General features: G+C 64.4%; 9 protein-coding genes. 4 read left to right on the forward strand and 5 right to left on the reverse strand.

Translation table 11 applies throughout. The features are described from left to right. Positions 1-455: 455 nt before the first annotated feature. Entirely contained in the window at positions 456-962 is a 507-nt protein-coding gene (locus MTR62_RS17780; RefSeq protein WP_244023440.1) for a DUF4262 domain-containing protein, read from the forward strand. 180 nt (positions 963-1,142) lie between these two features. Further along, entirely contained in the window at positions 1,143-1,499 is a 357-nt protein-coding gene (locus tag MTR62_RS17785) for a hypothetical protein (RefSeq protein ID WP_244023442.1), read from the forward strand. Positions 1,500-1,677: 178 nt separating this feature from the next. Here the strand turns inward: MTR62_RS17785 and MTR62_RS17790 are convergent, their stop codons facing one another. Both MTR62_RS17790 and MTR62_RS17795 read right to left on the reverse strand, forming a co-directional pair. Continuing rightward, a complete protein-coding gene (locus MTR62_RS17790) occupies positions 1,678-2,052 on the reverse strand; it encodes a hypothetical protein (RefSeq protein ID WP_244023444.1) in 375 nt (124 codons plus the stop codon). A gap of 220 nt (positions 2,053-2,272) precedes the next feature. Beyond that, the gene (locus tag MTR62_RS17795) at positions 2,273-4,345 is read right to left on the reverse strand and encodes a TonB-dependent receptor (RefSeq protein WP_244023446.1); all 2,073 of its coding nucleotides are present in this window, start codon (positions 4,343-4,345) and stop codon (positions 2,273-2,275) included. 301 nt (positions 4,346-4,646) lie between these two features. On the opposite strand from MTR62_RS17795, the gene MTR62_RS17800 reads away from it, so the two are divergent. After that, positions 4,647-6,227, forward strand: coding sequence for a PepSY-associated TM helix domain-containing protein (locus MTR62_RS17800; protein ID WP_244023448.1), 1,581 nt, complete (start codon positions 4,647-4,649; stop codon positions 6,225-6,227). A 178-nt stretch (positions 6,228-6,405) separates the two neighbouring features. Next, complete coding sequence (locus MTR62_RS17805; RefSeq protein ID WP_244023450.1) at positions 6,406-7,887, forward strand: FAD-dependent oxidoreductase; 1,482 nt, start codon at positions 6,406-6,408, stop codon at positions 7,885-7,887. A 98-nt stretch (positions 7,888-7,985) separates the two neighbouring features. On the opposite strand, the gene MTR62_RS17810 is transcribed toward MTR62_RS17805, so the two are convergent. Genes MTR62_RS17810 through MTR62_RS17820 form a run of 3 tightly spaced genes read right to left on the reverse strand, consistent with a single transcriptional unit; the run spans position 7,986 to position 11,739 of the window. Next, positions 7,986-9,722 (reverse strand): nickel-dependent hydrogenase large subunit, encoded by a 1,737-nt coding sequence (locus MTR62_RS17810; protein WP_244023453.1) that lies wholly within the window; start codon positions 9,720-9,722, stop codon positions 7,986-7,988. Continuing rightward, the gene (locus tag MTR62_RS17815) at positions 9,719-11,083 is read right to left on the reverse strand and encodes a (Fe-S)-binding protein (protein ID WP_244023455.1); all 1,365 of its coding nucleotides are present in this window, start codon (positions 11,081-11,083) and stop codon (positions 9,719-9,721) included. The genes MTR62_RS17810 and MTR62_RS17815 overlap by 4 nt, the downstream gene beginning before the upstream one ends. Continuing rightward, entirely contained in the window at positions 11,080-11,739 is a 660-nt protein-coding gene (locus MTR62_RS17820; RefSeq protein ID WP_244023457.1) for a hypothetical protein, read from the reverse strand. The genes MTR62_RS17815 and MTR62_RS17820 overlap by 4 nt, the downstream gene beginning before the upstream one ends. Positions 11,740-11,887 lie beyond the last annotated feature (148 nt).

Here is an 11,887-nt window from a genome sequence, read left to right on the forward strand (position 1 = left end):
AGTGGCGTTTCATCAGAGTTCTCGAACTGGGCTATCGGCATTGCACCTAAATGGCCGATATTGTGGTTTTTTGGAAGGACCTCCGATGGTGGCGAATGTCGGCACCAAATCAACTCACGCCGTTGCGGCACGCGCATGCATACGTCGACTTGCGCCCCATCACGACTGCTGACGAACCTGCTCGGCGAAGAAAACCGGTCCGACAGGTTTAGGGCGCGCCGGATCAGGCGCTGAGCGACCGACAAGGGCGCNGTCGACTTGCGCCCCATCACGACTGCTGACGAACCTGCTCGGCGAAGAAAACCGGTCCGACAGGTTTAGGGCGCGCCGGATCAGGCGCTGAGCGACCGACAAGGGCGCCTCACCGACTTAGCGCTCTAGGAGGCTGGAACAGCTGTCGGATTATGCTCACCTAAGTCGATTGCGGAACCCCAAGGTCGTGATATCACTGCAGTATGTTGACTGCCCTGCAAGCCCCCACAGATCTTCTCGATGAGCCCGAGAAGGCCTTCGTCGATAACGTTAGGCAGTATGGCTGGACGCGAACGAAAATTTTGGCAGACGAAATCGGCCCAGGATTTTCGTTCACGACTGGCTTCTGGGCGAATGTTCAGCAGCCAGAATTGCTCATCTTCAGCCTAAAAGACGAAATTTCTCACGACGTTTTCTGGGATCTTTTTCGCGATGGTCAGAAGGGCGAAGCGATCCCCGTGGGAGTTAAGACGAGCGCCGTTTTCGGAAATTTGCCTGCTTACGCCTTCCCGGTCGCCCGTCGCTTTTATCAGGAATATCTTGGCTGGAGCGGGTGGTTCTATGGTGGCAGCGAGGAGTTCCCTTGCCTACAAATCGTTTGGCCGGATCGAAGCGGCATTTTCCCATGGGAGCCAGAGTTTGATCAGGAGATGATCGGAGATCAGACCGATTTGACCGAACATGGCTGGCTAGCCTCGCTTGCAGATTGATGCGCGCACTGCCGAACCGCCAGCCATCATGTCTGGAGGAAATATGCCCATAGGAGCGGCCCCTTTCAGGGTCGCCCGTTAAAGCAGTAAACATCCAACTAGGGCGCAAATGCGAGCTGGCCGCACGCGCCTCGTTGCGAACGTTCCGCTTTGGCCTATTCTCCAATAATGACGACGGACATGGCCAACGCGGATACGGTTGTAGATGAGATCCACGAGGGGACACTACGACCGCGCACTCATAAAGTGGTTCGCGCCCTTCATTGGCATATGCGTTTGGTGGAGACCGTTCAGCAGAGGGCGTTGGTGGCCTTCGACCGCGGTGAACAGAATACACAAGGTCTGGCGCTTCAAAGCGAGATGTGGGCGATGATGAAACCTTTGCCCATCGATCAGCAGAGCGGGTTACGCCTCTCAAATTGCCTCGCGAGACCAGATGAAGAGGTGGATTGGCATCTTGCTGAATACCTTACGCTTTGGGCGCGTCAGCAGGGAATATCAGAACAGCAAATCATCGACGCATTCCATGTGGAGTGAATGACTGTTCTCCACCCTTCACGGCTGCTGGCCGATCTGGTCGGCAAGGGATAGCGGACGGGCCGCAGCCAAGCGCGGCAAATCGCCCCCCTGAACGACCGCCATGGGCGCACGGCGGAATTTCAGCGCACGCCCTTTTGCGGTCCTTTCGTGCCACCGATTTGGGCAATCTGCTTGCCTAGCGCGACATGAAGCAATCCACGGCATGGCCACGATTGGGCGATACCCCAAAGCCGGAAGCTGACTTGAATATCAAAGCGAAATCACCGTCAGGGTCAGGATCATAGGCGAGGAAAATATCATCATCCTCAGCGACAATGGCAACCTGCCTTGGCACCGGCTTGGGGATGCTTCCAGGGAACCGCCCGTCACCATCAATCTCGGCGATATAAGGCTCGATCAAAGCCTCTCTCATCTGATCTAATTGCTGTGCAAACCATGCGGCAGGGAGAGTCTCTCCTAGCTGGTCAGGACGCGGGGCCGGTACAACGAAGGTTTCGATTTCCGTCACCACCAGCTGGCTCACATCGGCAAGAGAAATATGCTCGTCCATATTCTGGAATGTTAGCCGAAGGCGCCGCGGTAACAAGGTCCGCATCTTGGCGCGTAGATTCGGCCCTTGAGCGACCAGCTTGGGCGCAAACCGCGCGTTCGTTGCGGGCCATTTGACGGCAAGAGCAAAGGCGGGGTTCGTCGTGCACGTACCAACCCGATAGAGTCGAACAGGCCGACACCAAGCGACAACCTACCCCGCCACGTCCCCCGCCGCCAGATCAGAGCCGGACTTCTGCCGTCACCCCGAACGTGCGGGGATTGCCAACTTGAGAGTACGTTCCGTTGGCATTGCTGTCCAACGAGTAGAGGATCAACGCGTTCGTCAGGTTCCGCACGAAGACACGCAGGTCGAAGTGCTCGCTTCGATAGCCCACGTTCGCATCGAGCACGGCGTAGTCACCCGCCGTATCGGCGCTCTCGATGTCCGTGACATAGTCACTCACGAGGTTGAGCCGACCGCCAACGTAGAACCCATGGGCGAATTCCTGTTCGACACCGACATTGAACGTCGTGTGCGGCGCGCGGTTGAGCTCGGCGCCCACGAGCGCGGGGCTGCTGGCCGGCGCCTCGTCGATCCGGGTGTCGAGCAGGCCCAGCCCGGTCTGCAGCTTCATGCCCTGCCACGCACGCACGGTAGCCTCCGCCTCGAAGCCGTAGTTGTGGGCCTTGGGAATGTTGGTGTAACGGCCCGAGATCAGCCCCTGGTAGTCGGTGAATTCGCTGTAGAAGCCATTGGCGCTGACGGCCACGAGCCCATCGAGGAACTCCGACCGCACGGTGGCCTCGTAGGCCATCACCGTTTCCTTGCCGTACTGGTAGAATTCCGAGGCCGTGAAGTCGATCGCGCCGCCCCCCGAATTGTAACCCTTGCGCACGGTGAAGCCCAGGTTCGTGCTCCGCGTCAGTTTGTAGAGCAGGCCGATCTTGGGCAGGAACATCGTGTGCGCCTCGTCGATGTCGACCGTACCCTTGCTGTGGACGACGTCGCGCTGCTGCTTCTCGCGCTCGACGCGCCCGCCCAGGATCAGCGACAGTCCGCCTGTGAGCGGCGCGGTGAGATCGCCGTAGATCGCCATGGTGCTGGTGTCGTCCGGCCCCGAGATGCCCAGATCCGAGGTCAGGTCCTGATGGCGGTCGTAATAGTAGAACGCCAGGACGCCGGTCAGATCTGAGCCGGGAGGCGCGAGCAGGAGGCGCGCATCGACGGTGTCGTTCTGCTCCTTGAGCGAGAGATTGTAGAGCGCGGTCCCGGTCACGTTCGACTGCTGGAAATCGCTCGTGTACCACTGGTGGCCATAGAGCACCTGCGCCGAGAGGGCGCTGCTTATCGGAACCGAAACGTCGACCTGCAGCGCGGATATTTTGGAATCGCTGTAACGCGTGTTCATCTTGGGGTTGGCGAACGTGTAGGCTCCGTAGTCGGGATAATGCGAAAGGTAGAGATATTCGCCCTTCTGCCAACGCTGATTGCCGGTCAGCATGACCCGCAGTCCGTCGGGGCCGGAGGGTTCGATGAGCAGTTTGCCGCGCACGTTGGTCTGCTTGATGTCCGAGGGGTCCCACGGCCAGCCATCGCCCGCGTACTTGATGTAGCTGTTGCCGCGCAGGCCATCGGCAGCAAGGCGCAAGGCGACGACATCGCCGATCACCGGGCCCGACACCACCCCGGCCAGGTAGCCCTTGTCGTCCTTGGTCGCAAAGCCCGCGCGCACCGCGCCTTCCCAATCGAACGTGGGGTCCTTGGTCTTGATCACGATCGCACCGCCCAGCGCGTTGCGCCCGATGGTCGTGCTCTGCGGGCCGCGCAGCACTTCGACGCGCTCCATGTCCCACAGGCCGGCGTCGATGTAGCGCTGCCCGGTAAAGGTCTCGGTCAATCCGTCGATCACCGTGGCGATGCGCGGACGCGCACCCGACGTCAGCGTGTACGAGCCACTGCCCGCGCCGTTACCGGACACGCCGCGAATGGAGGGCAGGTCGGCGGCGGCGCCGACCATGTTGGGCACCTGGTCGGCAAGATCGTAGGGTGAGCGGTATTCGAGCGAGTCCGCGCCGGTGATCACCGTCACCGCGGTGGGCGTATCCTTCAAAAGACGCGCCACCTTCTCGCCGGTCACGATGATTGCCCCCGCAGCCTCCTGCGCTCCCGCCGCGCCGGGGTCCGTGGCAGCGTCCTCGGCAGCCTCCGAAGCTTGGGCCGGAACGGCGCCAAGCACGATCGAAAGCGCAAACAGGCTGCACGCGGCCCGTCGAGCACGCGCCCCGCGGGCGCGTGTGGATAGAATCGGCATTTTCATTCCCCCATTGGTGAAAGCCCTTCGCACGCCGCGAAAAGCCCGTTATTGATATTGATATTGATTCGCAATACATGTCAATCACGGGTCGCGGAATGGATCGCATTCGCATGGAGCATGCAGCACAGACATCGTTCGCAAGGCACGCGGCGGGCAATGACGGGACGGTCCACAGTGTCCACGCCGGCGGAGCGCGCGCGCCGCGGTCTCAATGGGCGCTTCTGTTCCCTTTCGCGCCCTGTTCCGACACGGGTCTGGACCGCAGGCCCGTTCCGCCGCCCGGCCCGGAGAGCCCGCCATGAAAATGCGCACCGACATCCTCAGGATGTACAAGGACATTCACAGCTGGGTGGGCATCGTTTCCGGGCTCGCCCTGTTCATCGCCTTCTACGCGGGTGCGATCACGATGTTCGAGCAGCCGCTCCAGCGCTGGGCCTCGCCCCCGGCGAAGCTCGCCGCCCCGGTCCCGCTCGAGAAGACCCCGGCGCTCGTGCGTGCCGTGCTCGCCGCGCACCCGGAAGCGGCGCGCAACTACACCATCCACCTCGAAACCGATCCCGCCGAACCGGCCCGCGTAAGCTGGGAGACGGGCAACGCCCACGAAGGCACATCGCGCACGTTCCACGCCGCGCTGGCCCGCGACGGATCGCTGCAGGTGAGCGAAGCGGGCCCCTCCCCGGTCGGCCAGTTCATCGACGTGCTGCACCAGCAGATCGGCCTGATGCTCGACCACGAGATCGCCATGCCGATCATGGGCGCGATTGCGCTTCTCTATTTCCTGGCGCTGGCATCGGGTCTCGTCGTGCTGCTGCCCAGCCTGGTGAAGGACCTCTTCGCGCTGCGGCTGGGCAAGAACGCCAAGCGCATGTGGCTCGACCTGCACAATCTCCTGGGCCTGTTCAGCCTGCCGTTCCACATCGTCATGGCGCTGACCTCAATCGTCTTTGCCTTCCACGACCCGTTCTACGACGCGCAGGCGTCGACCTTCGCCAAAGCGCCGGAGCGCCCGGCGATCAGCGCTCCACCGGCCGGGCCACCCCCGCTGCCCCCCGCCCGGCTCGTCTCGAAGGTCAAGGCGCGATGGCCCGGCTTCACCCCGGCGAGGCTCGCCTATGGGCAGGGACCTGGCGGCGTGACGACGCTGCGGGTAATGGGGCGCGACCCGCGTTACCCGATGATCATGCCCAACTACACGTTCGTGCAAGTCGATCCCGCGACGGCAAGGCCCATCGTGGAGGACTACCTGGGCGGCCGCCCGAGCAGCTGGGGAGGCGTCATCGCCACGTTCTTCTCGCTTCACTTCGGCAGCTTCGGCGGGGCGGGCATCCGCTGGGCCTATTTCCTCCTGGGCCTGTCGGGCGCCTTCGTCTTCTACACCGGCAACCTGTTGTGGATCGAAAGTCGCCGCAAGCGCGAACGGCGCAGCACGAACGGTCCCGTGCGGCAATCGCGCGCGACCCACGTGCTCGGCGCGCTGACCGTCGGGGTGCCGCTCGGCGCCATGGCCGGGATCGCCCTTACGATCGCGGCGGCCAAGCCGCTTGGCCTTGCCGCGACGACCGGCCTGCACAGCCTGATCTACCACCTCGTCTTCGCCACTTTCACCGTCTGGGCCCTGCGGCGCGGGAGCGCCCGCGCGGTGATCGAGCTCATGCCCGGAACCGCGCTCATGCTGCTGTGCATCCCGCTCTCCAGCCTGCTTTACGCCCGTGTCCACCCCCCGACCGTCCTCGCCCTCGATGCAGCCGCGCTCATCGCCGCGCTCCTCGTGATGGTTGCCTGGCGCTCGAGCCTGCGTCGCATCCGCTCGGGCCCTGCCGACAGCGTATGGAGCGCCCCCGCGCCTTCACCTTGCGATCCGCCCGGCATCGCGCTTTAGGGTCTATGGAGATTGAGCCTACGCGGGCCCGCCGACACGCGGGCCTGCCGGCGCTCTGGCCATGACAGGTTCATATCGCTCTGAAATATAGTGATTTGCCTCAGGTCAATGACCTGGGCACCGCAGGCATTACCCTGCCTGCAATTCGTCCCATCGTTGCAATCACTGGACATTCGAGATGACACACGACAGCCGTACCACAGACGTCCTCGTTCTTGGCGCCGGCGCAGGAGGCCTCGCCGCCGCGCTGACCTTGGCCATTGCCGGCAAGCGGGTCCTCGTGCTCGAGAAAACGCCGGTGACGGGCGGGCGTGCGAACTATGCCGAAGGCGTGTTCGGGGTCGAAACCGAGATGCAGCGCGAAAACTGGGTCAACCTCAAGCGCGACGAGACCTACCGCGAAGAGATGGAGGAAACGCGCTGGTCCGCCAACGCCCCGCTCGTGCGCCGTTTCCACAACAAGTCGGCCGACACGATCGAATGGCTCCAGCAGCAGGGCGTCGAGTTCGAAGGCCCCGAGACCATCGAATGGACTGCAAACCGCACCTGGCACATCGCCAAGGGCCATGGCAAGCAGCTGTGCAAGGTCCTCTTCGAGCGGCTCGAAACCTTCCCCAACGCCGAACTGATCCGCAATATCTCCGCCAAGGAATTGCTCACCGACGAGACCGGCCGGGTCACCGGCGCCAGGGCCTTCACCGCCGAAGGTGACGAACTGGTGGTCCATGCCGGCGACGGCGTGATCGTTGCCACCGGCGGTTTCGCCAACAACCCCGAAATGATGGCCAAGTACACCGAAGCGCCCGATCCCGTGCAGTACGCACCGATCGGATCGGAAGGCGATGGCATCACCATGGTCCATGCGCTGGGGGCCGATCTCGATTCGATCGCCGCGACCATGCTTCTGCCCGCGCTCGACCAGCACGTGAAGAAGATGGGCTGGGAGCAGATGAACCTGTGCATCCTGGGCTGGCAACCGCGCGGGGTCTGGGTCGATCTGCAGGGCGAACGCTTCACCGCCGAAGATGTGGCGGTCGATTTCATCCACGCGGGCAACGCCGTCCACCGCGTCAAGCATTCGTGGACCATCCTTGACGGCGCCGAGCGCGACTACCTGATGACCAAGGGGCTCGACGTGGGTCTGGGTGTGCTGGTCCCAGCCACGACCAAGGTCGGCGATTTCGACAAGTTCATCGACTACGGCCTTGCCAATTGCGAAGGCGCGGTGGTCGTCGCCGATGGGATCGAGGATCTCGCCAGGCAGACCGGGCTGCCGCTCGCCCAGCTTGAACAGACGCTGGCCACCTACAACGAGGATGTCGCGCGCAACAAGGACAGCGGCTTTGCCAAGGACGAGCGCTATCTCACCCGGATCGAGACCACCGGCAAGCTCTATGGCCTGCGCATGACCTACGGCATTCTTACCACGGTCGGCGGCATCCGGATCAACAAGTATCTCCAGCCCGTGCGGCCCGATGCCACGGTCATCCAGGGTGTCTACGTCGTGGGCAACGATGCGGGCGGCATCTCGGCGCGCGACAGCTACACGCTGGGCGCGGCCTCGGGCACGAGCTTTGGCTTTGCCGTGAACGGTGGGCGCATGGCCGCCCAGCAGATCATCGGCGAAGAGGCGCTGCCCGCCGCTATCGCTGCGGAGTAAGCCGGATCGGCCCATCGGCCGGGAAAAGCGAAAAGCCCTGCACCGCGAAAACGCGGTGCAGGGCTTTTTCGTGGGCGCTTTGCGCGGTGAACGATGCGTCAGACGACCTTGACCCGCACGATCTCCTCGCGCTCCTTGCCCAGCACATGCGCGGCGCAGGCCATGCACGGATCGAAGCTGTGGATGGTGCGCAAGAGTTCGAGCGGCTCCTCGGGAACCGCCAGGCTGTGCGCGTCGAGCAGCGCCGCTTCATAGGGTCCGGCCTGGCCCATCGGATCGAGTGGCCCGGCGTTCCACGTGGTCGGCACCACCGCCTGGTAATTGGCGATCTTGCCGTTCTCGATCACGATCCAATGCGCCAGCGAGCCGCGCGGCGCCTCGACATAGCCGACGCCCTGCGCCCTCTCGGGCCAGGTGGAGGGGTCCCATGCGCTGGCGTTGAAGGTCTTGAGATCGCCTGCCGCAATGTTGGCCAGCAGCGTATCGAGCCAGTCCTGCATCCGCTCGGTCATCAGCTGCGCCTCGATCCCGCGCGCCAGAATGCGCCCCATCGTGGAATAGAGCGCATCGAAAGAAAGGCCGAGCCGCCCCAGGATCGCATCGGTCCGGTCCTTGGCCCGCGTCTCGCCCGCAGCGCGCATCACCACGAGGCGCGCCAGCGGCCCCACTTCGACCGGATGCCCGCGCCAGCGCGGCGACTTGAGCCAGGAATAGCCCTTGGCGCGGTCCAGATGATCGAACGGCGGCTGCGGCCCGTCATAGGCCAGCGTGGTCTCGCCCGCATAAGGGTGCAGCCCGGCCTCGCGGCCCTGCTCGTAGCTGTACCATGCGTTCGAGATGAATTCCTGGATCTGGTCCTTGTCCGCCAGATCGATGGGGTGGAGCCTTGTCAGGTCCCGGTCGAGGACCACACCGCGCGCCACGCCAAAGCCGTTGTCGCGCGTGCCGCCAAAGTCCCCGTAGGCGAGGAAATTGCCGATCCCCTCGCCGCGCGTGAACCAGTCCTTGTACTGCCCCGCGATCAGTTCGAGGTCGGGCAGGTAGACCCGGCTGACAAAGCGCTCCATCGTGGTGATGAGCTGCTGCACGGTCTGCAGCATGGTGAGGTTCACCGCCGTGCCGTCCCCCCCGCCCGGCCCCTCTCCCTGACCTGCCGAAATCGCGCAGGGCACCCCGCCGACCACCAGATTGGGATGCGGGTCCTTGCCGCCGAAGATCGCCATGATCTTGCCCACTTCGCGCTGCCAGGACAGGCCCTCGATGTAATGGGCAAGCGCGATCAGGTTCACCTCGGGCGAGAGCCGATAGCCGGGATGGTCCCAGTATCCGCCGCGAAACAGCCCGAGCTGGCCGGATTCGACGAGCCCGCGCAGCTTGTCCTGCACTTGCGTGAAGTGCGCGATCGAACTTTCGGGATAGTCCTGCGCCGCCGCGATCTTCGCCGCCTGCGCGGGATCGGCCCTGAGCGCGGCCATCGGGTTCACCCAGTCCATCGCCTGAAGGTGGTAGAAGTGCATGACGTGGTCCTGCACCAGCTGGCACCCGGCCATGAGGTTGCGGATCATCTCGGCATTTTGCGGGATCGTGATCTTGAGCGCATCCTCCACCGCCCGCACCGAGGCAAGGCCATGGACAAGCGTACACACGCCGCAGATGCGCTGCGCGAAGGCCCAGGCATCACGCGGATCGCGGCCCTTGAGGATGATCTCGATACCGCGCACCTGCGTGCCCGAACTGAGCGCAGAAATCACCGTGCCGTGCGCGTCCAGTCCCGCCTCGATGCGAAGGTGGCCTTCGATGCGGGTCAGGGGATCGACAACGATGGTGCGGCTCATGCCTTGGCTTCCCGTTCCTCGAGTTGCTCTGCGACCAGATCGAGCAGGCTCCCCACTTTCGTGACGCGGCCCAGGTCCTTGAAGCCGTGCTCGAAGGTCTGGCGACAGCCGGTGCACGAGACATAGACCGTATCCGCCCCGCTATCGGCGACCTGCCGGTCCTTGATCGCAAAGGCGTGGTTGCGCAGCGGCTTTGCCCGGTTGATGAGCGCCACGCCCCCACCCCCGCCGCAGCACCAGCTGTCCGGCCCATGATCGGCCAGTTCGTGCAGATCCAGGCCAAGCGCGGCCATCACCGCGCGCGGCGCATCGCTGCGCCCCGACCGGCGCGAGACCTGGCACGGGTCATGAAAGGTCACGCCCGGACTGTCGGCGGGCGTCTCGACCGCGCGCAGCCGCAAGCTGCCCGCCTCCAGGCATTCGGCCAGATACTCGGACATGTGCAGGACGCGAAACGGCAAGGCGTGGCCCACGGTGTTGGCCGCCTCCCAGCGCATCTCGGTATAGGAATGCCCACATTCGGGCATGATCAGGACCTTTGCGCCGCAGCGGGTGGCGGCCTCGACGATGGCCTGCGTCACCCGTTTCTGCCCGACCCTGTCCCCGGCGGTAAGCGAGACGTTGTCGGCATCGAACCCGTCGGTGCGAAAGCTCCACGAAACCCCGATGTGGTTGAGCACCCTGGCCGTGGCCGCGATGGAATCGGGGTACATCTTGAGGTCGATCGAGGAGACGGCGGGCACCACGTCGGCGTGGGGTTCATCGACGTGCATCGCAAGCCCGTGCTTTTCGCCGATCTCCAGCAGGCTCTGGCGCATCGCGTCCTTGGGAATGCCGAAGGGGCTGCCCGTCTCGCGTTCCTTGCCCGCCAGCGCGCCAAGGTAATCGGGCGGGACGAGCCCGGCCTCGAACATGCCGTGGCGCGCCTTTTCGACCAGATCGGCGATGTCGATCCCCGCAGGGCACACCAGCGAGCACCGACCGCACATGTTGCAGCTGTCGTAGAGCAGGTCCTGCCAACGCTCCAACTCGCCGAGCGAGACCTTCGGGGTCAGCCCCAGCAGGCGAAAGAGCGGTGCGAACGGGCCCATCTCGCGGCTGTAGGCCTGCTTGAACGGTTCGATCTTCCAGATCGGGGTGTATTTGGGATCGCCCGTCTCGACATAGAACTGGCAGGCCTCGGCGCATTGCCCGCAATGCAGGCAGGCCTCCATCCAGGTGGCCGCCTCGGGACCGAAATCGGAGACGAAGCCACGCATCGCGGCATCGAGCCGAACCCTATCCTCCTGGCTGCGACTTTCCGCGATCCGGCGTGGCGCGGGCTTTGAGGCCGGGCTCATCGATGGGGGTACGGCGGTCATGACAGGGCTCCTCTGCGGCCCAGCTTCGCCCCCAGCATGGCGCGGCCGGCGAAGACGAAAACAGCGTGGGAAAGCTTGCCGAAGGGCAGCCAGATCATCAGCGCCTCGACCGAGAGGATGTGCCAGGTCAGCAAGGTGTCGTAAGGCAGCGCGGTCTCCTCAGCGAGCAGCATCCCGGTCGCGACCGGGATCAGCGTGAGCACAAGCGAGAGATAGTCATCCCCGTTCGAAAGCAGGCGCAGCACCGGATGGGTGCAACGGCGCACCAGCGCAAGGAGCAGCGCGACCAGCGTGATCCCACTGGCCAGCGCGACCACACCCTTGGGCAAGGTGGGCCAGCCGATCCCGGTCGCCTGCTCGATCAGCAGGACATGCGGCGCCCCGCCCAGCAGCACGATGCCCAGCCCCAGATGCATCGCATAGCCAAGGAGCACCGTTGCGAGCGTGCGGCCAAGGAACGTGCGGCGAGGAAGCGAGCGCGCGATCATCATGCGCAGCGCGCCCCACAGCGCGCCGTAGCTCCCCTTCCCCGGCGCCGCGCGATCGCGCCGGGCGGGCAGCAGAAACACGCCCGTCAGGCGCCAGACGAGCCCGCAGACCAGGATCAGCGTCGAACCGTAAAGGGCCGGACCGCGTGCAAAATCGAGCAGGGTCATGCCTTCTCCTCTGCCTCCTTCTTCTCCGGGGCCGGTTGGCTCTGCGCCTCTTGCGCCTGCCATTCCCGCGCCAGTTGCCGGTCCACCGAAGCGCGCGCGCGCCGCGCGGCAAAGGCCGCCGCGCCGCCGATCCCGACACCGGTGGCAG

The sequence above is a fragment of the Novosphingobium organovorum genome (assembly GCF_022832435.1).
Taxonomy (GTDB): domain Bacteria; phylum Pseudomonadota; class Alphaproteobacteria; order Sphingomonadales; family Sphingomonadaceae; genus Novosphingobium; species Novosphingobium organovorum.

Coding starts and splice junctions, on each gene's coding strand:
- MTR62_RS17780 (WP_244023440.1), top strand. CDS start 456: ATGTTGACTGCCCTGCAAGCCCCCACAGATCTTCTCGATGAGCCCGAG.
- MTR62_RS17785 (WP_244023442.1), top strand. CDS start 1,143: ATGGCCAACGCGGATACGGTTGTAGATGAGATCCACGAGGGGACACTA.
- MTR62_RS17790 (WP_244023444.1), bottom strand. CDS start 2,052: ATGGACGAGCATATTTCTCTTGCCGATGTGAGCCAGCTGGTGGTGACG.
- MTR62_RS17795 (WP_244023446.1), bottom strand. CDS start 4,345: ATGCCGATTCTATCCACACGCGCCCGCGGGGCGCGTGCTCGACGGGCC.
- MTR62_RS17800 (WP_244023448.1), top strand. CDS start 4,647: ATGAAAATGCGCACCGACATCCTCAGGATGTACAAGGACATTCACAGC.
- MTR62_RS17805 (WP_244023450.1), top strand. CDS start 6,406: ATGACACACGACAGCCGTACCACAGACGTCCTCGTTCTTGGCGCCGGC.
- MTR62_RS17810 (WP_244023453.1), bottom strand. CDS start 9,722: ATGAGCCGCACCATCGTTGTCGATCCCCTGACCCGCATCGAAGGCCAC.
- MTR62_RS17815 (WP_244023455.1), bottom strand. CDS start 11,083: ATGACCGCCGTACCCCCATCGATGAGCCCGGCCTCAAAGCCCGCGCCA.
- MTR62_RS17820 (WP_244023457.1), bottom strand. CDS start 11,739: ATGACCCTGCTCGATTTTGCACGCGGTCCGGCCCTTTACGGTTCGACG.